This is a genomic window from Actinomadura sp. NPDC049753 (assembly GCF_040674655.1).
Taxonomy (GTDB): Bacteria; Actinomycetota; Actinomycetes; order Streptosporangiales; family Streptosporangiaceae; genus Spirillospora; species Spirillospora verrucosospora.
Genome location: NZ_JBFARL010000003.1, coordinates 72,741 through 96,007 on the forward strand (window position 1 = coordinate 72,741; position 23,267 = coordinate 96,007).

Sequence of the window (23,267 nt, forward strand, 5' to 3'; positions counted from 1 at the left end):
GTGGGGCTATGGAGCGGTTTGGGCGGTTTCTCAATGTTGTCGATGTGGAGGCGACCTGCTGGGACGGGCGGCCGCCGCCTGGGCAGGTCAGCGAGATCATCGAGATCGGGCTGTGCGTCGTGGACGTGGAGTCGCGGAGCCGGGTCGCCAAGCATCGCGTCCTGGTCCGTCCCGTCCGGTCTGAGGTCAGTGCGTTCTGTACCGAGCTGACCGGGCTGACCCAGGCCGAAGTCGACGGCGGCGTCGAGTTCCGGGAAGCGTGCGCGCTTCTGGAACGGGAACACCGGTCGAGGTCACGAGCCTGGGCGAGCTGGGGCGACTACGACCGCAAGCAGTTCGAGCGCCAGTGTTCGGCCGGTCGGGTCGCCTATCCGTTCGGCTCGCGGCACACCAATGCCAAACAGGCCTTCACCGACTGCTTCGGCCTCAGGCGCAAGCTCGGGATGAGCGCGGCGCTGGGCCATGCCGGTCTGCCGCTGGAGGGACGTCACCACAGCGGAGCCGACGACGCCTGGAACATCGCCGCACTGATCCTCAGGATCATGTCTCACGAGGGCCGGCCGGCAGGCGCGTTCTGATCAACCGGGCGTTCCGGCGCCACCCGCGAGGAAGGCCTTGGCCGCCACGGTGTTCTGTCGCCGGACCCAGTCGTCGAAGTCCTCGCGGCGGTAGCGGGGGTCGGCGGGCATCAGCCGGATCTGCGGCCGCTCGTCCATCCACCAGATCGTGAAGTCGGTGGTGGTCCCTTTGGCGGGCCACTGCGCCTTGTCCAGAGGCAGGTGCAGGACGTCGACGAAGCCGCCGACGGGGAGGCCGAGGTCGACGCCGATCCCGATGGCGCCCGGTCGCGGGACCCAGACGACGGTCCCGGCCAGGGGTTGCCCGAGCTGGAGCCGGGACCAGAGTCGGGGCCATTCTGCCGAGTCGGGGCGATAGACCTCGTCGTGCCAGGTGCTGGGGTGGTTGGACTCGTCGATGGAGGACTCCCGGGTGAGGGGTTCGGTCGAGATCAGCGATGTGCCGCACCGTCGGGCGAGAGCGGTGGGGGCCGGGACGCGCTCTGCACGAGGCGATCACCGAGGGAGATGAGGCTCGTGTCGGCCCGCGGAGCCGCCGAGCATGGAGCGACGAAACCGCCATAGATGGTGGCGAAGAGGCCTGCGATTATCTAGGCGTCTTGTTCCCGGGAAATCTCCCTTTTCGTTGCGATGGCGCCCTAGGGAGCGCTACGCAAGGGACCGTTCGCAGCACGCCGTGAAGTGCAATGCGTTCCGCAGGGCGACCATGCTCGCAGAGTCGGGCGTGCCTGCGGCGCTCGAAGCGGATCTCCCCGCCTGCGCGCCGAGCGCCGGCCGCGCCACTTCCGCCGGGTGTCCTCTCCGCTCCTCTGGCCGGTGACTCCGTTCCTGGTGGGCGCGTCAGCGTAAGATCATCTGATGTCGCCGCAATTGGTTGGTTTGTTGGTCGGTTCCGGTTTCGGTACGGCGTTCGTGCTCGCCAATGCGGGAGAGCCGATGCCGGAGGCCGCCGGGATCGCGATGCGGCTTCTGGCGGTGCTGTGCCTGTTCGCGGTGGTGGTGATCGGCTTCCGTGGGGACCGGCGCGGGGGGACGGGGCGCGGCGACGCGCGGCCGGGGTGGTTCGGGCCGCGGTTCGGGCTCGTGGTGGTCGCGGAGTTCGCGCTGATCTTCGGCGGGATCGCGGTGCTGAGGGCGCTGGACGCGCCGCAGGAGATCAACGTCGCCTGGATCGCGTTGATCGTCGGTCTGCATTTCGTCGTGCTGGCACGGGTGTGGAAGAGGGGCGCCATCGCGGTCCCGGGGGTCGTGCTGTCCGGTCTCGGAGCGGCCGGAATGATCATGGCCGCGGTGTCGTCCGTGGACTGGATCCCGTTCGTCAGCGGCGCCCTGTCGGGCATCACGCTGCTCGCGGGATCGCTGTACGGCGCGGTGCGGCGATGACCTGACCTTCCGACCGTCCGCTCGCCGTTCGTGCGGCGAGCGCGAGGCCGGATGCGGTCTTGCCCGTTCCGCTGACCGACCGGACGGTATGTAATGCGCACCATGCGCCTCCGCCCCCTCGCCGTTCTCTCCGCTCTCGTGCTCGCGGCGCTCGCCCCGGCGGGGACGGCCCGCGCCGACCGCGTCCCCGGCGACCAGCCGCTTCCCGGCTACACCATCGCCAACCCGCCGCTCCCGCCGGTCCAGGTGCACGGGAAACCGTCACGGGTGCTGCAGGGCGTGCACCGCCATGCGGCCTATGACATCGAAGTGCCGCCGCAGTGGAACGGCAGGCTGGCGCTCTGGGCCCACGGCTACGCAGGCAAGGGCCACGTGCTGACGGTGGAGCCGCCGCAGTACGGCCTGAGGCAACGCCTTCTCGACCAGGGGTACGCGTGGGCCGCGTCGTCCTACTACGACAACGGGTACGACGTCCGCGCAGGCGTGCTGAGCACTCGCGACGTGGCCGAGTTGTTCGCCCGCGAGGTGGGACGTCCCAAGCAGCGCATCATCACCGGCGTTTCCATGGGTGGGCACATCATCGGGCGCTCGCTGGAGCAGTTCCCGGGGTACTACGACGGCGCGCTTCCCATGTGCGGAGTCCTCGGCGACCAGGAGCTGTTCGACTACCTCCTCGACTACAACCTCGTCGCGCAGGACCTGTCCGGCGTCCGCGAGTACCCGGTCACCGAGCAGTACCCGACGGCGACCGTCCCGAAGATCGAGGCGGCGCTCGGGCTCACCGCGCTGCGGCCGGGCGGGCCGGACACCGCGAACGAGCGCGGGAAGCAGTTCCGCTCGATCGTCATCAACCGGACGGGCGGGACGCGTCCCGGCGCCGTGCCGTCGTTCGCTCTCTGGAAGGACTTCCCCTTCACCCTGGCCGAGCCCTCCGACCCGGACGCCACCCTCGCCGAGAACCCGGGTCAGCTGGGGACCAATCTGTTCACCCGGTACGAGCCGAACGAGCCGGTGGACGTGAACAGGACGGTCCAGAGGGTGCGCGTCGAGAACCTGCCGGCGCGGCTGTCGAACCGCCTCTCCCAGGTGCCGCGCATCAACGGGCGTCCGGACGTCCCGGTCCTGAGCCTGCACGGGCTGGGAGACCTGTTCGTCCCGTTCTCCATGGAGCAGATCTACGCGAGGGACGTCGCGCGGAACCACCGGTCGGGCCTGCTCGTCCAGAGGGCCGTCCGCACGACCCAGCACTGCGAGTTCTCGAACGCGGAGGCCGGCACGGCCTGGGACGATCTCGTCCGCTGGGTCGACCGGGGCGCGCGGCCCACGGGCGACGTGACCACGCGGCCCTCGGTGGTGGCGCGTCCGGACTACGGCTGCCGGTTCAGCGATCCCGCCGCCTACGCGGCCGGGACGGGGACTCGGCGGCTGTTCCCCGCCTGCCCGTAGAGGGTCCGGCCACACGCGCCCGTGGCCGGATCCCGGCGACCGTCACAGGTCGGTGGCGATGATCTTCTCGATGTTCCGCTCGGCGAGGGCGGTGATGGTGACGAAGGGGTTCACGCTGGTGTTGCCCGGGATGAGCGAGCCGTCGATGGCGTAGAGGCCGGGGTGGCCGTGCAGCCGGCCGTAGTTGTCGGTGGCCTTGTTCAGGACGGCGCCGCCGAGCGGGTGGTAGGTGAGGTGGTCGCCCCAGATCTTGTAGGTGCCGAAGAGGTCGGTCCGGTAGATCGTCCCCTCTTTGCTGTTGATCTTGTCGAAGATCGACTTGGCCATGTCGATGCTGGACTGCTTCCAGGCGGTCTGCCAGTTGAGGTCGACCCGTCCGGCGGAGGCGTTCCAGGAGAACTCGGCCCGGTGCGGGGTGTTGGTGATCGACAGGTAGAACGAGGCGTACGTCTCGATCCCGGTCGGCAGCGGCGCGACCTCGGCGAACGCTCCGCCGGCGTCCCAGTTGTCGATGCCGCCCGTAGGCATGCCCGACTGGAGGCTGCCGGTCGGGTCCCACAGGTGGTTGGCGCGGCCGACCATGACGTTGCCGTTGTCGCCCCAGCCCTTCCCGATCTCGCCGTTCAGGTTGGGCAGCGCGCCGGTCGCCTTGAGCTTGACCAGCAGCTTGCTGGTGCCGACGCTGCCGGCGGCGAAGAACACCCGCGCGGCGGTCACCGTCTTGGTCGCCACGACGGCGCCGGTCGTGTCGATCTGCTCGATGGCGACCGTGTACCCGCCGCCGGACGCGGGCGACACCGACGTCACCCGGTGCTGCGCCGAGATGGCGACCCGGCCCGTGGCCTTGGCCTGGGCCAGGTAGGTCTTCTGAAGTGACTTCTTGCCGTAGTTGTTGCCGTAGAGGATCTCGGCGTTGAGCGCCGACTGCGGCACGGCGCCGGCGGCCTCCTGCTTCATGTAGTTGAAGTCGTAGACGTTCGGGACGTAGACGAACTCGAACCCCGAGCGCTGGGCGTGCTTCCGTCCGACCCGCGCGTACTGGTAGCAGTCGGTGGTGTCGAACCATGCCCGGTCGATCTCGTTGACGCCCAGCCCGGAGTTGGCGCGCGGGTAGTAGACGTTGTACATCTCGTCGGCGTTCACGGAGGGCAGGATGGCGCTGAACCGCGACCGCTTCGGCGTGACCGCCATCCCGCCGTTGACGAGGGAGCCGCCGCCGACGCCCCGGCCCTGGTAGACGAGGATGCCGCCGAAGTCCTCGGCGTCCAGGATCCCGGTGTACTTCGGGACGTCCTTGTCGATCGGGAAGCCGAGGAAGTTGCTGAGCGGCTGCTTGGTCCGCGTCCGGAGCCAGTAGGCGCGGTAGTCGGGGGACCTCATGCCCGAGAAGATCTTGCCGTCCGAGCCCGGGGTGTCCCAGGTCATGCCCATCTCGACCATGTGGACGTCGACGCCCGCCTGGGCGAGGCGCAGCGCGGCGACCGAGCCGCCGTACCCGGTGCCGATGACCAGGACGGGGACGCGGGCGCCGTTGGGGATGGGCGCCGGGACGGGGGCCGCCGAGGCGCCGGTCCGGCCGAGCAGGCCCAGTCCGACGATAGAACCAGTTCCAACGATGAAGCCGCGACGGGACACGCTAAGGGACGGGGTGGAGTCACGCATGTGACCTCCCTCACTCGTGAGATTAGAACGTGTTCTATATCGAAATATGAGGCGCGTCACGAGCTGACCGAAACTTTCCCGTGTCCACATGTGGACTACCAAGTGCTTGCTTGGGAGCTGGTACATTCCGCGCATGATCTCCGTGGTCGTCTGGGGTACCGGCAACATGGGACGGCTGGCCGTCCGCTCCGTCGAGGCGCATCCGGCGCTCCGGCTGACCGGCGTGATCGTCCACGATCCCGCCAAGGTGGGACGGGACGCGGGCGACCTCGCCGGCCTCGGCCGCGACCTCGGCGTCGCGGCCACCGCCGACGCCGGGGCCGTGCTCGCCGCCCGCCCGCAGGCCGTCGTCTACGCCGCGTCGGGCGACGTCCGGCCCGACGACGCGCTCGCCGACGTCCTCAGGGCGATCCGCGCCGGGGCGGTCGTCGTCACCCCCGCCCTCTACGCCCTCTACGACCAGCGCGGGGCGCCGCCCGAGATGCGCGCGGAGGTGCTGGACGCGATCGCCGAGGGCGGCGGCTCCCTGTTCGCCTCCGGCGTCGACCCCGGGTGGGGCAACGACGCCCTGCCGCTGCTGGTCAGCGGCCTCGGCGGCACGATCGACGTCGTCCGCTGCCAGGAGATCTTCGACTACTCGACCTACGACCAGCCCGACTCCGTCCGGTACCTGGTCGGTATGGGCCAGCCGATGGACTACGAGCCGCCGATGCTCGCCGCGACCGTCCCGACCATGGTGTGGGGCGGCCAGGTCAGGCTGATGGCCCGCGCGCTCGGCGCCGAGCTGGACGAGATCCGCGAGACCGTGGACCGCCGCCCGCTCGACGCAACGATCACCACCGCGTCCATGGGCGAGTTCGAGAAGGGCACGCAGGGGGCGGTCCGCTTCGAGGTCCAGGGCATCGTGGCGGGCGAGCCCCGCATCGTCGTCGAGCACGTCACGCGCATCCACCCGTCCTGCGCGCCGGACTGGCCGACGCCCCCGGACGGCGACGGCGCGCACCGCGTGGTCATCGAGGGCGTCCCGCGCATCGAGGTCACGGTCGAGGCCACCGACGAGCACGGCAACCGCGCCGCCGGAGGGAACGCCACGGCCGCCGGGCGCCTGGTGAACGCCATCGACTGGCTCGTGGACGCCGAACCGGGCCTCTACGACGCGCTCGACGTTCCCGTCCGTCCCGCCGTGGGCAGACTCGGCAGGACGGCGCCATGAGAGGCGTCAGCAGAAGGGCAGGCCCGTGAACATCGAGATCCCCGAGGGCAAGGACCCGATCCAGTACGTGTGGGGCGAGATGGTGCCGGGCATCGGCCCCGCCGCCTCGAACCTCTCCCTCGCCGTCTACGCGCACACCACCCTCGGGCTCCGCGAGTTCGAGGCGGCCCGGCTGCGCGTCGCCCAGCTCAACGGCTGCCTGTTCTGCCTCGACTGGCGGACGGAGCGCGACGGCGAGAAGGTCGAGGAGGGGTTCGCCGACGCGGTGACCGAATGGCGCACCACCGGCGCCTTCGACGACCGCACCCGCCTCGCCGCCGAGTACGCCGAGCGCTACGTCCTCGACCACCACGGCCTGGACGAGGACTTCTGGACCCGGATGTCCGCCCGCTACACCCAGGCGGAGATCGTGGAGCTGAGCATGTGCATCGGCTCCTGGCTGGCCTTCGGCCGCCTCAACCGCGTCCTCGGCCTCGACGCGATGTGCGTCCTGCCGCACCCCTGACACGGAGCCGGGCCCGGCGCCACCCCGCGCCGGGCCCGGAATCCGGGACAACCGCAGAACCCCTTCGGACCCAGGCATCAGCGAACCACGGCCCTGCGCATGTAGTCAACTATTCCGACTGCCTTAGTGGGAATACGTGGGTTCAGCCGTCCTCATCGATGTGGGTCAGCTTGTCGGGGTTGGTGACGGCGTAGACGCCGCGGACGCGGTGGCCGTCCGGGTCCAGGTCGAGGACCATGACGGCGAACGGCGCGTCCTCGTCGAACAGCACCGCGGACGGGTCTCCGTTGACGGTGCGGTAGACGACGTCCAGGTCCACGGGCCTTCGGGCGGCCGTCCCCGCGATGGCACGCGCCACCTTGCCGGCCCCCTGGATGGGACGCAGCGCCGCCGAGGCCCTGGACTTGCCGCCGCCGTCCGTCCACAGCGTCACGTCCGGCGCGAGGATCTCCATCAGCGCCTCCAGGTCGGCGCCGAGGGCCGCCTGCAGGAACCGCTCCGTCGCCTGCCGCTGCACCTTCGGGTCGGCCTGGTAGCGCGGCCGGCGGGCGTGCACGTGCTCCCGGGCGCGGTGCGCGAGCTGCCTGACCGCCGCCGGGCTGCGGTCGAGGATCGGCGCTATCTCCGTGTGGGCGTAGCCGAAGACCTCGTGCAGGACGAAAACCGCCCGTTCCAGCGGCGTGAGCGTCTCCAGGACGACCAGCAGCGCCATCGACACCGCCTCGGTGCGCTCGGCGGCGTCGTCCACGTCGGCGCGTGCCACCAGCGGCTCGGGCAGCCACGGCCCCACGTACGTCTCGCGCCGGCGGCTGATCGCGGCCTGCCGCGACAGCGCCGTGTTGACCGCGATTCGCACGAGGTAGGCGCGCGGATTCTCGACCTCGCCCGCGGCGCCGCCGCGGGACGCCCACGCCAGCCACGCGTCCTGCAGGACGTCCTCGGTGTCGGCGACGCTCCCGAGCATGTTGTACACCACCGAGAACAGCAGCTCCCGATGATCGGCGAACACCCGCGTGGCGGTGTCGTCCGCGATGCCTTCGGACATGGCTCGACCTCCTGTGCGCTCCCCCCTCAGAGCGGGACCGGACCCCGGATCGTGACATCCGCGGCCGGAATGTGACCTGGACCTCATTCGCGTCCCCCCGCGTCACACACCCGCACTCCGATCCGCTCATGGGTCGCGGAACGAATCAGCCGGGGGAACCCGGCGACCCCCGCGCCCGGCGGTCACCGGCGCGGGCCCACCGACCGGAGGCATCCCATGACCGAATCCCCTCCGTCCTTCCTCGCGACGGGACGCGGCAAGCTCACCCTGACCCTGCTGTGCGCCATCGCGTTCCTGGACTTCATCGACGCCTCGATCGTCAACGTGGCGCTGCCCGCGATCCGCGCCGACCTCGACTTCTCCGTCCAGGACCTGCAGTGGGTGCCGTCCGGCTACCTGCTCACCTACGGCGGGTTCATGCTGCTCGGCGGACGGCTCGCCGACCTGCTCGGACGCCGCCGGATCGTGGTCGCGGGCACCGCGCTGTTCTCGCTGTCCTCGGTCGCGGGAGGGCTCGCCACCACGTCCGGGACGCTCATCGCGGCTAGGCTCGCCCAGGGCGCGGGCGCGGCGCTGATGCTGCCGGGCACGCTGTCGATCCTGACGACCACCTTCAAGGAGGGCGGCGACCGCGGCAAGGCGCTCGGCGTGTGGGGCGGAGTCGGCGGCGGCGCCTCGGCGGCCGGGGTCCTGCTCGGCGGGCTGCTCACCGACGGGCCCGGCTGGCGCTGGGTGATGCTCGTGAACGTCCCGGTCTGCGCGATCGTCATCGCCGGGCTGTTCCTGCTCGTCGAGGGCGACCGGCGCACCGCCCGGCTCGCGGGCTTCGACGCGCTCGGCACCGTCCTCGTCACCGGCGGGATGCTGCTTCTGGTGTTCACCCTGGTCAAGGCCCCGGAGGTCGGCTGGGGCGCGGGCCGCACGATCGGCGGTCTCGCCGGAGCCGCCGCGCTCCTGGCGACGTTCCTGCTCAACGAGCAGCGCAGCCGGAACCCGCTGCTGCCGCTGTCGATCTTCCGGATCCGGGGGCTGGCCGCCGCGGACGTCACCCAGCTCGTCGCGGTCGCCGGGTTCCTGTCGATGTTCTTCTTCCTCAGCCTCTACATGGTGAACGTCCTCGGCTACTCGCCGCTGGAGACCGGCTCGGCCTACCTGCCGCTCTGCGCGGGCGTGGGGGTCGCCGCGGGAGCGTCCGCCCCGCTGATCGGACGCGCCGGGACCCGCCCGGTGATGATCGCCGGGCTGCTGCTCGCGGCCGCCGGCACCTACCTGCTGTCGCGCATCCCGGTGGACGGCCACTACCTCACCGACCTGCTGCCCGGCCTGATGGTCACCTCGTTCGGGCTCGGCTTCACGTTCGTGGCCGTCACCACGGCGGCCAACGCCAACGTCCCGCCGGACAGGGCCGGGCTCGCGGCGGCCCTCCTCAACGCCTCCCAGCAGATCGGCGGCGCCCTCGGCCTGGCGATCTTCTCCGCGGTCGCCACCGCCCGCACCGACGACCTGCTGGCCGACCGCAGGCCCGTGCCCGAGGCGCTCACCGGCGGGTTCTCCCGGGCGCTGCTGGCCGCCTCCCTCTTCCTGGTCGCCGCGGCCGTCGTCGCCCTCCGCGCCGCCAACAGCCGAGGGGAGGCGTCCGCGCCGGAGCCGGAGAAGAAGGCCAGCGCCGTTCCGGTCATTTAGACGGGGCGCCGCCGTTGCCGGGGACGTGGATCAGGGACGCCCCGAACAGGACCACCAGCCCCGACATCGCCAGCACGAACTGCGACGGCGACAGGCCGAGCGGGGCCGTGCCCGCCTTCCTCAGGAGGTCGGCCGCGGCCCCGGCCAGCAGCGCGGCCAGCGCCAGGCCGAACCGCAGGACGGCGTGGAAGGCCGTGAGGGCCAGGTTCCGGTTGACGCCGCTCAGCGCCTCCTGGAGGTACGTGATCCCGCCGACCAGGGCGCTGGTCGCCGCCGCGCCGAACAGCACGGCCCCGATGAACGCCCAGGCCACCGTCCCCAGCAGGGCCATCAAGAAGATCACCACCCCCTGCACGGCCGTCCCGACACGGATCTGCACCGACAGCTTCCGGACCTTGCGATGAATGATCAGCAGCCCGACGAGCGCGCCCACCCCGAACAGCACCACCAGCGTCCCGAACCCCACCGGGCCCGCGGTCAGGACGTTCCGCACGAACACCACGCCCAGCGAGAAAAGCGCCCCCAGCCCGAGCGCCACCACCGCCACCCCGGGCAGGACGCCGCGCACCACGGGGAGGCGGACGGCCGAGAGGAGCCCTCGGGGCGACGCCTCCTGCTCGGTGCGCTCCACCTCCCGCCGCTCGGCCGGCCCCGGACCGAGATCGGGAATCGAGCGGATGGCGAAGTAGCAGGCCAGATAGGTCAGGGCGTCCAGCCAGAACACCACCGCGTAGCGCCAGTTGCCGTGCAGGCCGATGTTCTCCGAGAACAGCAGGATCAGCCCGAACGCCCCGGCGCCCACCGGGATCATCCCGTACGAGGTCGCCATCGTGATCCCGTTGGCCATCTCCAGCGTGCCGGTGTCGTGCCGGTTCTCCTCGTCCTCGATGAGGAACGGGATGGCCGCGTCCCGGGCCGGCAGGAAGGTCAGCCCCGCCACCTCGATCATGAAGGCCCAGAAGTACACCCACCCCAGCCACGGCACGATCGGCAGCGCCAGCGCCATGCCCGTCTGGACCAGGGTCGCCCACATCATGACGCTCCGCCGCCGCCAGCGCGTCACCACCCGCGCCGCCACCGGCGCGCCCAGCGCGGACGGGAGCAGCCGCAGCACCAGGACACCGCCGACCGCCGTCGTGGAGTCGCTGAGCTCCAGCACGAAGTACATCAGCGCCAGCGTCCCCATCCAGTCGCCGAACGAGGACACCGTCTGGCCGACGATGAGCCGCCGGAAGTCGCGCTTGTTCAGCTGCTCCCTGAGTCCCATACGGGCTCCATCCCCGGTGTGTCGTGCTTCGGCGGCGCGTCGAGGACGGAACCCTTCAGCAGGGCGGCGAGCCGGCCCGCGGCGGCGTCCCAGCTCCAGCGCTCGCACGTCCACCGCCGTCCGGCCGCCCCCATCGCGGCGGCGCGTGCGGGGGAGCCGAGCAGGCGGTGCAGGGCCAGGGCGATCTCGTCCGGACCGGTGGCGTCGACCAGGACCCCCGTCCGGCCGTCGATCAGGGACTCGGGGCTGCCGCCCGACCGGCCCACCACCACCGGCAGCCCCGACGCGGACGCCTCCAGCACCGACAGGCCCAGCCCCTCGGTCTGAAGCCCCGCCCGGTCGTCGCGGCACGGCAGCGCGAACACGTCGGCGGCGGCGTAGTAGCGCGGCAGCTCCGCCGCGGGAACGGGCCCGGTCACCGTGACCGTCCCGGGCGCCTCCCGGTCCGCCATCTCGGCGAGCCTGCGCCGCATCGGACCGTCCCCGACGATCACCAGCCGGGCGTCGGGGCGCCGGCGCACCACGTCCCCCCACGCGCGGATCAGCATGTCGTGCCCCTTGCGCCGGACGAGCCGCGCGACGCTGAGCACCACCGGCCCACCGCCGAGGCCGTGTCGGCGGCGGACCGCCGTCCCGTCCAGCCCCGGCCGGAACCGCACGGTGTCCACGGCCCCGGCGAGCCGCGCCAGCCGCGTCCGGTCGCCGACGGCGTCCCGCAGCTCCGGCAGCGTGCTCGCGCTGAGATGGGTGAGGACGTCGAACGACCGCGCCGCCGCCCTCAGCGCCGCCCGCGTCGGCGGCGCCCGGAACCACCCCAGCTCCTGCCCGTGCGCGGACCCGACCAGCCACCGCACCCCCGCCGCCCGCACCAGCGGCGCGTACATCCCGAACGGCGCCGCCGCCGTGATCCACCCCGCCTCGACCCCGTGCCGCACCACGAGCCGCCGCAGCCCCCGGAACAGCAGATACCCGCGCCGCCGGACGACGGGGAACCCGAGCTCGGCGTCGAACTCCGCGGCCCCCTCCCATGCGGGCGCCACGACGACCAGCCGGTCTTCGGGCAGCCGTCGAGCCAACTCCCACGTGAACGTCTGCACACCGCCGGGCTCCGGTGGAAAATGCCCGGTCAGCACCAACGTCCGCGGTATCTCCATGCGTCCACGATTTCCCGCCCAGACGCCCCCCAACCAATCCACCAGGCCACGAGCCGATATGCCCCTCCCAAAGCGCCACCCCAAGCCGACATGAACCGACCAAAGGTAAAGAGAATGGTTGCTGAATTGAACATGGAGCAAATGAAACGGTAAACGGGTGGCAAGCCGACGAAGAGCGGCTGGCTCCGCAGACAAGGGGACGGGGCCCAGCAGGCCCGCGCCTCCTGAGACCGCCCTCCTCGCTGGACACGTGCCCGCGAGTTGTCGGGTGTGCCATGAGTCCATCCGGCGGCGTTGATCGGCGAGGTCGACGATGAGGCGGTGGTGAGGGTGTCTGAGCTGCAGCCTCGAAACAGGAGAACAACTCACTGATCAACGAAGCGTGCAATCCCTGAGCATTCACGCTTTCATAGACGACGGTGTGCCCGGCCGAAGGCCCCGCTCGGCATCGGGCACCCAGGCTCGCATGAGGCGACGCGGGCCGGTGCCGGGTTCGTCTTGTGGAAGGGGCACAGCGTGGGCTTGGAGCATCCCACCAGGACCGATGCCAAGGTCGAGGACACCGACCGGCCCAAGCCGTCCGACAAGCCTCCCGGGCCCCCACCGGACAACCCTGGCGCTCCCGGCTTCCCCTCCCGCCGAGAAAGCCTTGCCCGCGCCCGCGAACCTGCTCCGCAGGAGGGCGAGACACAACAGGCAGCGGTCAAAGACACCGGCGCCAGGGGGACGGACGCACGAGACAACAAACTCACCGCCACCCAAGCCGACACCGGTGAAGAGAAGGACGAGTCGACCGGTCCCGAGGCTCCTGATCGGAAAGACGATCCAGCCGAGCAGGACGCAGAAGCAGGCAACTCCGACCCCGGCGAGCAGCCCGAACAGCCCGAGCACGACGAGCAGGCCGAGCACGACGAGCAGCCCGAGCACGACGAGCAGCCCGAGCGGGACGAGCAGCCCGAGCGGGACGAGCAGCCCGAGCGGGACGAGGGCAGAGAGGACCAGCGCTCGGAGGGTGAGGAAGGCGAGGAAAGCGAGCAGACCGACGCGGGCCTAGGCAGCGGCGACTCGCAGGGCGAGCAAACCGAGAGAGTTGACGAGAAGGCAGAGGCGGACGACGAACCCGCTTCCGCAAAACGGCAGTACACTCCGCCGGCCGACAACCCGGGCTCCCCGCATCAGCCGTCCCGCCGGGAAAGCCTCGCCCGCGCCCGCGAACCCGTCCAGCCGGAGAGCGGCTCACCGAAGACCGAAACCACGGACACTGGTGGCCCACCGCCTGCAGAGCCCGCCGTCGAGTCCGCGTCGCCGCCAGCGGAGGACGGTGCCACCAAGACCGAGCGTGCGCAAGAGCAAGCCTCAAGTCCTCAGCAAGACCTGAAGCCGGGCACCGACGAGGCCCCGCCCCCCACGGATTCGAGGGCCGAGAACGCACACGACATAGCGGGAGGCATCGCTCAGGAGTTGCCGAGGCAACCGGGAGACCTCCCAGGTAACGACCTCAGTGCGGGGTCGACCAGTGAATCGCACGGTCTGGCGACCTTCGGCACCTCGGATCGTGTGGTCGACGATCTAAAAAGTGGCACGCCCACTGACGACCTGCCTGTTGATGACGGGAGCATCGCAGCCCACGATGAGGATGCGTTCGAGCGCGGGGTTTCGGATCGTTTGAAGCAGTGGGCCGCCAAACTGGATCGAAGGGATGCCCCCAGGGTTTTGGAAGAGATGGTCGACCGACCGGACTTCCAGCCCATCGAAGGAGAGTTCGATTACGGTGCAGATCGGTACGGCGCGCCACTCGATCGTGCCGACGGCACTCGGATACCGCTTTTCAACGGCATGCCCAAGCGTGAGCAGGCAGAACAGGGGGAACTAGGTGATTGCGGCGTCATCGCCACCTTGGGGGCGGTCGCCGCGCACCAGCCAGAAGCCCTTCGTGCTTGTGTATCCGAAACCGACGACGGCAACTATCTGGTGCGCCTGCACGAGACAAGATATTCGACCGCCAGGCAGCGCTACGAGCCGACCGGCGCTTCTGTCTCGCTCACAGTCACGCCCGATTTGCCAGTAAAGAACATTGAGCCCGGCAAGCCGGTTTTTGCTCAGGTCTTGGCGAACGCGGCCTGGGCTTCGATACTGGAGAAGGCGATCGCTGGTTCGGATCGAACATGGACCGCCGAACGCTGGGGTAAGACGAATCGACTTTGGGAGGCGCGGGGCAACTCGGGAGAATCGCCAAGAGGTTACGAACGTCTAGACCACGGCAGTACTCCGGGAGAACGGGCCGAACTGCTCACCCAGCTTACGGGACTTCCGGCAAAGACGATTCAGTTCCCGAGTGGTCGTGATAACCAGGGGCGCAGTGCTGATCGTCAACTGCATGACGAGATCGTTCACCAACTCTCCAGCAGCAAGCCCGTGCTGGTGGGGACTCGCGATAAGCTTAAAGGTGAATCGAAACTCCCCAAAGAACTTCGCGCCAATCACGCCTACGAAGTCACTAAAATAGATGATCAAGGAAGGATCCATCTGAGAAATCCGTGGGGTGAAAAACATCCTGAACCATTGACAATTAAAGAATTCAGACGCGAAATACGGCCACGCTATACGACCTTGGAGTAACCATGGTACGCAGGAATGTCGCTCTTCGGGAAGGGACTCAGGCTCACTTGGAGAATGGGGTGAGGATGGGCCTGGTTGAGGTGAATATGGGGGAGGCTTCTGATCTGTCAGAGGTAATTCTTTTCGTCAAGAACGGCGGAGAGAGCGAATTTACCCTACGCCTTGGTGACACTTTTCCGGTCGGTGAACAGACTTGGAAAGTTGATCGCATAGAACAACTTGGAAGTAACAGATTGGGTGCCGTCTTCTCAAGGATCGAATAGCGCTCCAGGCAGTGTAGTCGGCTCATGGCTCAGGGAGGCCATGGGGCTGCCATTGGTGTGATCAGTCGTTCTGCTGCCCGCATGGTTGGCGAGGCCAGTCGCTGGACGAGGTTTCGCGCAAAATGCCGCTCTATGGCTCAATGTAACTGAGGCGCACGATGAAACCGACATGCAGCGCGGCCCTTAGAGACCAGTTGACGCGGGGCGGAATCTAGGTCGGTGCCCCGGCGGAGAAGTCGAAGCGTTACACCACAATGGAGTGATGGTGGCGGTCGAGAGGATCGGCTTGAAGCAGGGGACTCAGACCTACATTGGCGCGGATTCGAAGATCGGGCTGGTTGGTGCGCGCAAGGGGACTGATGACAGGCCTCCAGAGATTGCTCTCTTCGTCAAAGACGATAGTGAGCGCGACCTGATTCTCCGCCCCGGAGACACGTTTCTCGTGGGGGATCAGACTTGGAGGCTTGAGCGGGTCGAGGAGGCTGGCTGGGACAAGCTCGGTGCCGTTTTCGCCAGGATTGAATAGCGTCTTCAGGTGGCGGGTGCCTGTCGCCAGGTTGGGGTGCGTCGCTGGTGAGGTGGCCTTATGGCGGAGAGTTGCGTGATGACGCGTGTGAGTCCTCCCGGGCGATCGTTGGGAGGACTCATCTCGCCGGGCTGGTCGGGGTTATTTGGGTGCTGCCGGGTTTGTGGCGGAGGCGGCGGAGGTGGCCGTCGCTAGTGGGTCTTGGGTGGGGCGGTCGAGGATTTCGGCTAGGTCGGGGCTGGTGCCGTTTAGGAAGCCGTGCCGGATGCTTGTCGCGATCGAGGCGAGCATGGGCGGCTGGAACGGCAGCAGTTCCGGCACGTTCAGGAGCCTGCGCCGGTACTCGCCCAAACCGATCGTGCGGTGGGGGACTCCGAGTTGTTCGGCCACCTGCGCTGCCGTGATCGGCGTGCCGGTCAGGTCGTAGGTGCGTCCGTCGTGTCGTGCCGGATCCGCTGCAACGATCGCCGCGGCCTCGGCCAGGTCCGCACGGGCGACGGCGGCCAGGGCGCCGTCGCCGAACGCGGACTCCACCCCGTCGTCGGCCCACATCAGCAGAGCGCCGAAGAGTTCGGCATACAGGCCGTTGCGCAGGATCGTCCACGGCAGGCCGCAGGCGCGCACGAGCCGTTCGGTCGCGCGGTGCGCCAGTGCGAAAGCGAGGTGGTCGCCGGCGCCGGTCAGGCTCGTGTAGATGACGTGCTGGACGCCGTCACGGGCAGCGGCGTCCAGGGCGGCCCTGTGCCGCTCGATGACCTGGTCGTCCTCGGCATAGCCGGCGGAGATCAGCACCAGGGTCGATATCCCGGCGAGGTCCATGCCGGCGGGGTCGTCGAAATCGAGGCGCCGCATCCCGTCTTTCGGTGTGCGGCTGCCGCCTGTCGCGCTCGCGCCGCGGGCGTGCAGCGCCGAGAGGGTCGCCGAGCCGAGATTTCCGTTCGCTCCGGTCACCAAGATCATGTGCGTCACAGACTTCCGTAGTGGTTCTCTTCGGTAACTACGCTTGATCCTGATTTGCCCGCGCGTCGGCCACAAGGAGGCAGTCTCATGTCACCCACGCACACCGGTGTAACCGCCGCACCGGCGGCCCTCGACCCCTGCGGGCGCGCGGACCACCCCGACTGCGGGATCCGCGACGTCCTGGACCGCATCGGGGACAAGTGGTCGGTACTGGTGATCGTCGAACTCGCCGGCGGGCCGCGGCGCTTCCGGGAACTGCAACGCGCGATCGACGGCATCTCCCAGCGCATGCTCACCCTCACCGTGCGCAGGCTGGAACGCGACGGACTCGTCCTCCGCACCGTGTACCCGACCGTCCCGGCCCAGGTCGACTACCGCCTGACCGAGACCGGGACCAGCCTGACGCACCTGGTCAAAGCACTCGCCGACTGGTCCCTCACCCATCGCGACGTCATCGCTGAGGCGCGCCACCGATACGACCAGACCAACCCGGGCCACGACATCCGGTGACGGGCGGCGCAGAGCCTCGGCGTCTGAGGATGCTCGGCGCTGAAAATGGCAGGGTCTCGGCTGCGCGCTAGGGGCAGAATCGGGGCCATGACGAACGTGGCCGACCGGCAGATACCCGAGTACCTCAACTTCGTCGGGCCCGGGTGGCGCGACATCCTGATGCGGACCCACGCCGAACTCCTCACTGTGTTGCCGAACTACCAGGTGGCCCAGGTCAAGGAGAAGTACGGCATGCTGGACGTCAACCTGGGCGCGTACGTCGACCCCGTCACCGGGGAGTTCGGCATCGACCGGGAACTCGGCAGCCGGGTCAGTGCGATCATTCGGGCCGCCCGGGACGAGTCCCGTCGCACCTGCGAAGTGTGCGGCGAGCCGGGCAGTGAGACCGGCCAGGAGTGGATCAAAACGCTCTGCCCCGCCCACGCTCGGCGAACCTAGAACGGCCTGTGACTCCGCCAAAGCGTGCACGGCGTCCGGTCGGACGTCGTATCCATGCGGCCGCCTCGTCGAATGCCTTTCGGGCGATGGCTCCCGACCCCGTACTGTGCGTCCGCGTCCACTGTCACTGATGAGGTATGAGCCGGACGTCGTGGCGGGTGGTCGGGTGAGTGAAGGCGAGCAGGCTGGCGGCTTCCGCCTCTATCGCCGAGCGGTCCGCCGACGAGAGCGGGCGGAACGGTCGTACGGTCAGGGTGACGGCGTCGGCGGCGCTCTTCGCCGTCCAGGTGGCGGCGACCGTGCCGTCGACGAGGACCGTGGCGGCCACGGCGGCGCCGTTGCAGACGCGGCGGCGGATGTCGGTGGTCATCATCCGGGTGCGGTCGGCGTGGGCGAGCAGGGTCGCGTCGAATTCGGGCAGGAGGCGGACGGGCGCCGGGACGTCGCCTTCGGGACGTGGCGCGTCCGGCAGGTCGAAGAGCTCTCTGCCCGACGCGTCTGCGAACACGCGCAACTCGGGACGCAGGCGGTCGAACACCTCGCGGAGACCGCCGAGCCCCGACCAGGTGCGGGCGTCGGCCACCGACGCGGGGCCGAACGCGGTCAGGTATCGCCTGAACAGGAGGCACGCGTCCTGGAGCGTCGGTTCCCGGTGGACGCCCGTCCAGTCGGCGCGGGCGAACGGCGTCGCGCCGCGGACGTTCCACGTGCCGCTCGGGGCCGGGTGCACCACAGGTTCGAGGTACTGCGCCGACCATCCGAGGGCGGAGGGGTCGGCGTCCGGCCACCGGCGCGCGAGGAGCCGGCCGAGCTCGGGACGTGTGAGCGTTCGGCCGTCGGCGAGCAGGCCACGGGCCTCGGTGACGAGCGCGTCGAGGTCGGCGCCGGCGAGGCGGCGGCCGAACGCGGTGCGCTGCACCCGCCGCAGCAGCGGCGCCAGCTGCGGACGGATCAGCCGGAAGTCCGGCACTGACAGGAGGTGCTGCGTCGCACGCATCAACGTCGACCGCACCAGCTCGCGGCTCTCGATCGCCCCGGTCAGCTCGTTGATGGTGAAACCCTCCAGGCGGTTCCACAACGCCAGGTACGGCAGGTTCGGATCCTGCGCGTTGAGGCCGAGCAGCCGTTCGACAGCGGCGACCACCGGAAGGTCTGCGCGGCGCAGAAGCAGTTGCCGTCCGAGGAGCGCGCGGTTGAGCGCCCGCGCGGACAGCGTCTCGCGGGCGCCCATGTCAGCGCACCTTCCGGAAGAACGCGCGGATGTCGTCGGTCAGCAGATCGGGTGCCTCCATGGCCGCGAAGTGCCCGCCGCGGTCGTACTCGGCCCAGTGCACGATCGTGTGCTGCTGCTCCGCGAGCGCCCGGATCGTGAGATCACCCGGGAAGATCGCGCATCCGGTGGGCACGGGTGACCTCTCCATGGGGGCGCCCCACTGCGACGCCTCCTTGTACAGCCGGATCGACGACGCGAGCGTGTCGGTCAGCCAGTAGAGAGTGACGTTGGTGAGCAGGGCGTCCCTGTCGACCGCGTCCTCCGGAAGCCGCTTGGCCGGGTTGCTCCACTGCTGGAACTGGTCGACGATCCAGGCGAGCAGTCCGACCGGCGAGTCGTGCAGACCGAACGCCAGCGTCTGGGGCCGCGTGGACTGGATCGCCGCGTACCCGAACCGCTCACCGGACGGGTCGGTCAGGACGGCGAGCCGCTCCTTGTCGGCCTCGTCGTAGTCGTCGCCGCCGTCCCAGGACGGGAATGTCATCGGGCCGTTCATGTGGACTCCGACGACGCGCTCGGGGGCCGTTCCCGCGAGCAGGGGCGAGACGAAGGAGCCCACGTCGCCGCCGTGCGCGCCGTACCGCTCGTATCCGAGCCGGTCCATCAGCCCGGCCACCGCCTCGGCGTAGCGCGCGGGATCGCCGTCGCCGGGCCTGCGCGTCGGGCCGGAGAACGCGAATCCCGGCAGCGACGGCACGACCAGGTGGAAGGCGTCGGCCGGGTCGCCCCCGGCCGCCCGCGGGTCGGTGAGCGGGCGGATCACGTCCAGGAACTCGGTGAACGTCGCGGGCCAGCCGTGGACGAGCACGAGAGGAAGCGCGTCCGCCTCAGGCGATCGGACGTGCAGGAAGTGCATCCGCTGCCCCTGGACCTCGGTGACGTGGTGGGGGTGCTCGTTCAGCGCGGCCTCGTGCGCGCGCCAGTCGTAGCCGGTGCGCCAGTACTCGGCGAGGTCCTTGAGGTAGGAGACGGGGACGCCGTGGTCCCAGCCCACCCCGGGAAGCTCGTCGGGCCAGCGGGCGGCCGCGAGCCACGCGTTCAGATCGTCGATCCGCTCCTGCGGGATGTCGATGGTGAAGGGGTGAACGTCCTGTTCGGAAGTCATGGGAACGACGCTAGGAAGCAGTTAGGACGGCTTCGTTCCTAAGGCCTGGCATAGTGGAATCCATGCCGGACACATCCGCGCGGCTGCTCAGGCTGCTGTCGCTGTTCCAGACCCATGGCGACTGGTCCGGTGCCGAACTCGCCGACAGGCTGGGCGTCACCACCCGTACCGTCCGCAGGGACGTGGATCGGTTGCGGGAACTGGGTTACCCCGTCCATGCCACCCAGGGCACGGCCGGGTACCGGCTGGGGGCGGGGGCGTCGCTGCCACCCCTGCTGCTCGACGACGAGGAGGCGGTCGCGGTGGCGCTCGGGCTGCGGACGGCCGCCGGAGGGTCCGTCGCCGGGATCGAGGAGACGTCGCTGCGGGCGCTCGCCAAGCTCGAACAGGTGCTTCCGTCCCGGCTGCGGTACCGGGTGGCGACGCTGGCCAGGGCCACCGTCCGCGTCGGCGCCCGCGCCCCCGAGGTGGACGCCGACACGCTGCTGGCCATCGCCGAGGCCTGTCGCCGGCATGAGCGGCTGCGGTTCCGCTACGCGGGCCCGCGCGGGGACACCGTCCGCCATGTCGAGCCGCACAGCGTGGTCAACTTCGGACGCCACTGGTACCTCGTGGCCTGGGACGGCGACCGCGACGACTGGCGCACGTTCCGCGTCGACCGGATGAGGCCGCGGCTCCCGGCGGGTCCGCGCTTCCCGCCCCGCGCCCCTCCGGACGGCGACGTGGCGGCCTACCTCGCGCGCCGGCTGTCGGTCCGGACGTGGGCCTGCCAGGCGACGGTCACGCTGCACGAGTCCGCCGACGCGGTCGCACGCCGCGTGTGGCCGGGCATGGGCGTCGTCGAGGCCGTCGACTCCCGCAGCTGCCTGCTGCATGTGGGCGCCGACACCCCGTCCGCCCTCGTGTGGATGATCACGTCCGTGGACGCCGACTTCACCCTCACCAGCGGCCCGCCCGAACTGGCGGCGGCGCTCCGCGCCCAGGCCGCACGGTGCCTGGGGGCCGTCGACCACATCTGACCCGCCTCGTGCGGTCGGACGTTCAGATGATTCGGACAGCTTCCAGTACTTCGTCGTTGTTCAAGGCGTGCGTGGTGCCCTGCCAGCATTCGAACGGGCCGTAGTTGCCTCGGTCGAAAATGCTCTCCCAGGACTTCTCGATCTCGGTCCGCAGGTCGGCGGGCCAGTCCCGGACCGGGGCGTCGCGCATCCCCGCCGCGCGGAGACGGGCGTCGAAATCGTCGTGTTCCTCCTCCCAGCGGGCGAACGCGTCGTCCTCGGACTCGCCGGGCAGTCTCGGCATCCCCAGGCCCTTGTTCAGGACCAGGTGCCACTCGTCGAAGTGGGAGAGGAGCACCCGCTCGCGCGGGACCCGGCAGGTGAGCAGCACCCGGCCACGCGAGCGGCGGCAGGTATCGACCAGGTGCTTGCGACGGGTGCGCGCCCAGAACCACAGTGCGCCCTCTCCTCTGGTCGGCAGGCGGGCCGCCATCATGCGGTGGATCCATTCGTAGGCGTCCGTGAACGCTTCCTCGGCCAGTTCCGGGTCCGGCCTCAGCGTGCCCGTCGTGAGTAGGGACTCGAACGCCTCGGCCGACTGGACGGTGTGAAGCAGCAGCCGTTCCGCGCCGAGGTCGTAGCCCATCCGTCCGGCGGGCACGGCATGCGCAGGCTCGGCGCGACGAACTGGAAAGGGGTCCACGTGGTCATCATGACGGCTGAGAGCTACGCCGGTGTCGAGGTCCACGGGTGCGGTGGCGGCGCTAGGGCCGCGGCCCGCGCGAGCCGGTGATGAGGAAGACGGCGAGCGCGGTCAGGCAGAGGAAACCGGCCGCGCTCAGGCCGGCCACGTTGAGGCCGTGCACGAAAGCCTCGGTGGGCGGGCCGTGGTGGTGGCGGGCCGCGGCCGTCCCGGCGATCGTGCTGAGCAGTGCGGTGCCGAGGGACGCGCCGACCTGCTGGGAGGTCATCACCATGGCGCCGGCGACGGCGCTGTCGGGGCCCGCGCCGAGCGTGGCGGTGCTGTTGGCGGTGACCAGCACCCAGCCCGTGCCGATCCCCACCAGCAGGAACACCGGCATGACGTGGGTCCAGTAGCCGCTGTCGGGCCGCAGCAGACCGAGGAGGGCGAGACCGGCCGCGATCGTCAGCAGGCCGGGGCACAGCAGCGACCGCACCGGGGCCCGTGCCAGCAACCGGCTCACCGCCCGCACGCCGGCCATGAGCCCGGCGGTCAGCGGCAGGAACCCGAGGCCCGCCCGTATCGGCGAGTAGCCGAGCACGTTCTGCAGGTAGAAGGTGAGGAAGAACAGCGCGGCGAACATGCCCACCGCCAGGCCGAACACCGCCAGGTACGATCCGCCGCGGCGGCGGTCCAGGACGACCCGAGGAGGGAGCAGAGGGTTCCTCGCGCGGGTCTGGACCAGGACGAAGGCGGCCAGCGCCAGGACTCCGGCGGCGAGCGGGCCGCAGGTGGACGGGGCGGTCCACCCGTCGGGTTCGGCGCGCGCGAACCCGAGGACCAGGGTCATCAGGCCCGCGGTGGCGAGGACCGCCCCGGTGACGTCGATCCGCACGCCGGCCGTGCGGGGCGCCGGGCGCACGGTGTACAGCACCCCGGCCGCGGCGAGGGCCGCGATCGGCAGGTTCACGTACATGCACCAGCGCCAGTCGAGGTAGTCGGTGAGCACCCCGCCCAGCAGGACGCCGAGGCCGGAGGAACTGCCCATCACGGTGCCGTAGACGCCGAACGCCTTGCCGCGCTCGGCGGGCGTGGGGAAGGCGGCGGCGAGCGTCGCGAGGACGGCCGGGGTGAGCAGGGCGCCGAACAGGCCCTGGAGGGCCCGTCCGGTGAGCAGCGCCGCCGGGCCGGTGGCGGCGCCGCCCAGGGCCGAGGCCGCCGCGAACCCGGCCAGCCCGGTCAGCAGGACGCGCCGGCGGCCGAGCAGGTCCGCGAGCCGCCCGCCGAGCAGCAGCAGGCCGCCGTACCCGAGGGCGAAAAGCGTGATCACCCATTGCCGGGCCGGGTCGGTCAGGTGGAGGGAGCGCTGCACGGAGGGCAGCGCGATGTTCATGATCGTCAGGTCGATGCCGATCATGAGCTGGGCCGTCGCGACCGCGGCCAGCGCCCACCAGCGCCGGGGGTCGGGGACGGCGGCGGTGGGCGGCCGCGTCGTGGCGCTCGTGGCGGTCACGGCTAGAACATCCCGTTCGGGTTCGCGGCGGTCTCCGGGATCGGCTGCATGACGTCCCAGTGCTCGATGATCTTGCCCTGGTCGTCGAGCCGGAAGATGTCGACGATGGCCGTTCCGGGCGTGCCGGGCACGCGCACGCCGTGCACGTGCGCGATGACGAAGTCGCCGTCGGCGAAGATCCGCTTGACCTCGGCGCGCAGCGCGGGGAAGTCGGCTCGCAGCTGGCAGAGGAACGCCTCGAAGCCCTCGATCCCGTCCGCGATGCGGGGGTTGTGCTGGACGTAGCGATCGCCGACGAGCTTCGCGGCGGCGGCGAAGTCCTTCTGGTTGAGCCCGACTTCGTAGAAGTCGAGGACGGTCTGCTTGTTGGTCTCCAGCCTTGGATCCACGCTGTCCTCCATAAGTGAACGGCTGTAGCGCTACGACTGTAAGGCAACGGTCGTC

The 23,267-nt window shown here is 70.1% G+C and carries 23 protein-coding genes; 12 read left to right on the forward strand and 11 right to left on the reverse strand.

The genetic code is table 11. From position 1 onward, the window contains the following. The first annotated feature begins 8 nt into the window (after positions 1-8). A complete protein-coding gene (locus tag AB0K37_RS01675) occupies positions 9-578 on the forward strand; it encodes a 3'-5' exonuclease (RefSeq protein WP_363973172.1) in 570 nt (189 codons plus the stop codon). Here AB0K37_RS01675 and AB0K37_RS01680 read toward each other — a convergent pair whose 3' ends face one another. Further along, a complete protein-coding gene (locus AB0K37_RS01680; protein ID WP_363973175.1) occupies positions 579-716 on the reverse strand; it encodes a hypothetical protein in 138 nt (45 codons plus the stop codon). A gap of 798 nt (positions 717-1,514) precedes the next feature. Between AB0K37_RS01680 and AB0K37_RS01685 the strand changes: the two genes are divergently transcribed. Both AB0K37_RS01685 and AB0K37_RS01690 read left to right on the forward strand, forming a co-directional pair. Continuing rightward, entirely contained in the window at positions 1,515-1,961 is a 447-nt protein-coding gene (locus AB0K37_RS01685; RefSeq protein ID WP_363973177.1) for a hypothetical protein, read from the forward strand. A 102-nt stretch (positions 1,962-2,063) separates the two neighbouring features. Further along, the gene (locus tag AB0K37_RS01690) at positions 2,064-3,407 is read left to right on the forward strand and encodes a hypothetical protein (protein WP_363973180.1); all 1,344 of its coding nucleotides are present in this window, start codon (positions 2,064-2,066) and stop codon (positions 3,405-3,407) included. Positions 3,408-3,449: 42 nt separating this feature from the next. On the opposite strand, the gene AB0K37_RS01695 is transcribed toward AB0K37_RS01690, so the two are convergent. Next, complete coding sequence (locus tag AB0K37_RS01695; protein WP_363973183.1) at positions 3,450-5,069, reverse strand: GMC oxidoreductase; 1,620 nt, start codon at positions 5,067-5,069, stop codon at positions 3,450-3,452. A gap of 133 nt (positions 5,070-5,202) precedes the next feature. Here AB0K37_RS01695 and AB0K37_RS01700 point away from each other — a divergent pair, with 133 nt between their 5' ends. Continuing rightward, positions 5,203-6,282, forward strand: coding sequence for a dihydrodipicolinate reductase (locus AB0K37_RS01700; protein ID WP_363973186.1), 1,080 nt, complete (start codon positions 5,203-5,205; stop codon positions 6,280-6,282). A gap of 25 nt (positions 6,283-6,307) precedes the next feature. Continuing rightward, the gene (locus tag AB0K37_RS01705; protein WP_363973188.1) at positions 6,308-6,787 is read left to right on the forward strand and encodes a carboxymuconolactone decarboxylase family protein; all 480 of its coding nucleotides are present in this window, start codon (positions 6,308-6,310) and stop codon (positions 6,785-6,787) included. 142 nt (positions 6,788-6,929) lie between these two features. On the opposite strand, the gene sigJ is transcribed toward AB0K37_RS01705, so the two are convergent. Further along, positions 6,930-7,832, reverse strand: coding sequence for an RNA polymerase sigma factor SigJ (sigJ, locus tag AB0K37_RS01710; RefSeq protein ID WP_363973191.1), 903 nt, complete (start codon positions 7,830-7,832; stop codon positions 6,930-6,932). A gap of 216 nt (positions 7,833-8,048) precedes the next feature. On the opposite strand from sigJ, the gene AB0K37_RS01715 reads away from it, so the two are divergent. Continuing rightward, the gene (locus AB0K37_RS01715; RefSeq protein ID WP_363973194.1) at positions 8,049-9,515 is read left to right on the forward strand and encodes an MFS transporter; all 1,467 of its coding nucleotides are present in this window, start codon (positions 8,049-8,051) and stop codon (positions 9,513-9,515) included. Here AB0K37_RS01715 and AB0K37_RS01720 read toward each other — a convergent pair. Together AB0K37_RS01720 and AB0K37_RS01725 are read right to left on the reverse strand one after the other, a co-directional pair. Continuing rightward, positions 9,508-10,782: an MFS transporter gene (locus AB0K37_RS01720; RefSeq protein WP_363973197.1), complete on the reverse strand. Its 1,275-nt coding sequence runs from the start codon at positions 10,780-10,782 to the stop codon at positions 9,508-9,510. The two genes, AB0K37_RS01715 and AB0K37_RS01720, sit on opposite strands and share 8 nt — an antisense overlap. Continuing rightward, complete coding sequence (locus tag AB0K37_RS01725) at positions 10,761-11,936, reverse strand: glycosyltransferase family 4 protein (protein ID WP_363973200.1); 1,176 nt, start codon at positions 11,934-11,936, stop codon at positions 10,761-10,763. Before AB0K37_RS01725 ends, AB0K37_RS01720 begins: the two co-directional genes overlap by 22 nt. 522 nt (positions 11,937-12,458) lie before the next feature. Here AB0K37_RS01725 and AB0K37_RS01730 point away from each other — a divergent pair. The 3 genes from AB0K37_RS01730 (at position 12,459) to AB0K37_RS01740 (ending at position 15,344) form a co-directional block, all read left to right on the forward strand. Next, positions 12,459-14,555: a C2 family cysteine protease gene (locus AB0K37_RS01730; RefSeq protein WP_363973203.1), complete on the forward strand. Its 2,097-nt coding sequence runs from the start codon at positions 12,459-12,461 to the stop codon at positions 14,553-14,555. A 2-nt stretch (positions 14,556-14,557) separates the two neighbouring features. Then, on the forward strand, positions 14,558-14,818 hold the full coding sequence (locus AB0K37_RS01735; RefSeq protein ID WP_363973206.1) for a DUF6406 domain-containing protein: 261 nt from the start codon (positions 14,558-14,560) through the stop codon (positions 14,816-14,818). Positions 14,819-15,080: 262 nt separating this feature from the next. Beyond that, on the forward strand, positions 15,081-15,344 hold the full coding sequence (locus tag AB0K37_RS01740; protein WP_363973209.1) for a DUF6406 domain-containing protein: 264 nt from the start codon (positions 15,081-15,083) through the stop codon (positions 15,342-15,344). 141 nt (positions 15,345-15,485) lie between these two features. Here the strand turns inward: AB0K37_RS01740 and AB0K37_RS01745 are convergent, their stop codons facing one another. Further along, positions 15,486-16,304, reverse strand: a complete 819-nt coding sequence (locus AB0K37_RS01745) for an NAD(P)H-binding protein (RefSeq protein ID WP_363973212.1) — start codon at positions 16,302-16,304, stop codon at positions 15,486-15,488. An 87-nt stretch (positions 16,305-16,391) separates the two neighbouring features. On the opposite strand from AB0K37_RS01745, the gene AB0K37_RS01750 reads away from it, so the two are divergent. Further along, positions 16,392-16,814, forward strand: coding sequence for a helix-turn-helix domain-containing protein (locus AB0K37_RS01750; protein ID WP_363973215.1), 423 nt, complete (start codon positions 16,392-16,394; stop codon positions 16,812-16,814). A gap of 87 nt (positions 16,815-16,901) precedes the next feature. Beyond that, the gene (locus tag AB0K37_RS01755) at positions 16,902-17,252 is read left to right on the forward strand and encodes a hypothetical protein (RefSeq protein WP_363973218.1); all 351 of its coding nucleotides are present in this window, start codon (positions 16,902-16,904) and stop codon (positions 17,250-17,252) included. A 124-nt stretch (positions 17,253-17,376) separates the two neighbouring features. On the opposite strand, the gene AB0K37_RS01760 is transcribed toward AB0K37_RS01755, so the two are convergent. Together AB0K37_RS01760 and AB0K37_RS01765 are read right to left on the reverse strand one after the other, a co-directional pair. Continuing rightward, positions 17,377-18,483, reverse strand: a complete 1,107-nt coding sequence (locus AB0K37_RS01760; protein WP_363973221.1) for a winged helix DNA-binding domain-containing protein — start codon at positions 18,481-18,483, stop codon at positions 17,377-17,379. 1 nt (position 18,484) lies between these two features. Next, a complete protein-coding gene (locus AB0K37_RS01765) occupies positions 18,485-19,630 on the reverse strand; it encodes an epoxide hydrolase family protein (protein WP_363973224.1) in 1,146 nt (381 codons plus the stop codon). 62 nt (positions 19,631-19,692) lie between these two features. Here AB0K37_RS01765 and AB0K37_RS01770 point away from each other — a divergent pair, with 62 nt between their 5' ends. Then, entirely contained in the window at positions 19,693-20,649 is a 957-nt protein-coding gene (locus tag AB0K37_RS01770; RefSeq protein WP_363973227.1) for a WYL domain-containing protein, read from the forward strand. Positions 20,650-20,671: 22 nt separating this feature from the next. On the opposite strand, the gene AB0K37_RS01775 is transcribed toward AB0K37_RS01770, so the two are convergent. Genes AB0K37_RS01775 through AB0K37_RS01785 form a run of 3 tightly spaced genes read right to left on the reverse strand, consistent with a single transcriptional unit; the run spans position 20,672 to position 23,212 of the window. After that, positions 20,672-21,376: a DUF3841 domain-containing protein gene (locus AB0K37_RS01775; protein WP_363973230.1), complete on the reverse strand. Its 705-nt coding sequence runs from the start codon at positions 21,374-21,376 to the stop codon at positions 20,672-20,674. Between the two features lie 16 nt (positions 21,377-21,392). Continuing rightward, positions 21,393-22,823, reverse strand: coding sequence for an MFS transporter (locus tag AB0K37_RS01780; RefSeq protein WP_363973233.1), 1,431 nt, complete (start codon positions 22,821-22,823; stop codon positions 21,393-21,395). A 2-nt stretch (positions 22,824-22,825) separates the two neighbouring features. Further along, a complete protein-coding gene (locus tag AB0K37_RS01785; RefSeq protein ID WP_363973236.1) occupies positions 22,826-23,212 on the reverse strand; it encodes a nuclear transport factor 2 family protein in 387 nt (128 codons plus the stop codon). Positions 23,213-23,267 lie beyond the last annotated feature (55 nt).

Bases quoted from the DNA above. Each gene is read 5' to 3' on its own strand.
- AB0K37_RS01685 (WP_363973177.1), top strand. From the start codon at position 1,515: ATGCCGGAGGCCGCCGGGATCGCGATGCGGCTTCTGGCGGTGCTGTGC.
- AB0K37_RS01770 (WP_363973227.1), top strand. From the start codon at position 19,693: ATGCCGGACACATCCGCGCGGCTGCTCAGGCTGCTGTCGCTGTTCCAG.
- AB0K37_RS01700 (WP_363973186.1), top strand. From the start codon at position 5,203: ATGATCTCCGTGGTCGTCTGGGGTACCGGCAACATGGGACGGCTGGCC.
- AB0K37_RS01735 (WP_363973206.1), top strand. From the start codon at position 14,558: ATGGTACGCAGGAATGTCGCTCTTCGGGAAGGGACTCAGGCTCACTTG.
- AB0K37_RS01675 (WP_363973172.1), top strand. From the start codon at position 9: ATGGAGCGGTTTGGGCGGTTTCTCAATGTTGTCGATGTGGAGGCGACC.
- AB0K37_RS01760 (WP_363973221.1), bottom strand. From the start codon at position 18,483: ATGGGCGCCCGCGAGACGCTGTCCGCGCGGGCGCTCAACCGCGCGCTC.
- AB0K37_RS01740 (WP_363973209.1), top strand. From the start codon at position 15,081: ATGGTGGCGGTCGAGAGGATCGGCTTGAAGCAGGGGACTCAGACCTAC.
- AB0K37_RS01750 (WP_363973215.1), top strand. From the start codon at position 16,392: ATGTCACCCACGCACACCGGTGTAACCGCCGCACCGGCGGCCCTCGAC.
- AB0K37_RS01755 (WP_363973218.1), top strand. From the start codon at position 16,902: ATGACGAACGTGGCCGACCGGCAGATACCCGAGTACCTCAACTTCGTC.
- AB0K37_RS01725 (WP_363973200.1), bottom strand. From the start codon at position 11,936: ATGGAGATACCGCGGACGTTGGTGCTGACCGGGCATTTTCCACCGGAG.
- AB0K37_RS01765 (WP_363973224.1), bottom strand. From the start codon at position 19,630: ATGACTTCCGAACAGGACGTTCACCCCTTCACCATCGACATCCCGCAG.
- AB0K37_RS01695 (WP_363973183.1), bottom strand. From the start codon at position 5,069: ATGCGTGACTCCACCCCGTCCCTTAGCGTGTCCCGTCGCGGCTTCATC.
- AB0K37_RS01690 (WP_363973180.1), top strand. From the start codon at position 2,064: ATGCGCCTCCGCCCCCTCGCCGTTCTCTCCGCTCTCGTGCTCGCGGCG.
- AB0K37_RS01680 (WP_363973175.1), bottom strand. From the start codon at position 716: ATGGACGAGCGGCCGCAGATCCGGCTGATGCCCGCCGACCCCCGCTAC.
- AB0K37_RS01720 (WP_363973197.1), bottom strand. From the start codon at position 10,782: ATGGGACTCAGGGAGCAGCTGAACAAGCGCGACTTCCGGCGGCTCATC.
- AB0K37_RS01715 (WP_363973194.1), top strand. From the start codon at position 8,049: ATGACCGAATCCCCTCCGTCCTTCCTCGCGACGGGACGCGGCAAGCTC.
- sigJ (WP_363973191.1), bottom strand. From the start codon at position 7,832: ATGTCCGAAGGCATCGCGGACGACACCGCCACGCGGGTGTTCGCCGAT.
- AB0K37_RS01745 (WP_363973212.1), bottom strand. From the start codon at position 16,304: ATGATCTTGGTGACCGGAGCGAACGGAAATCTCGGCTCGGCGACCCTC.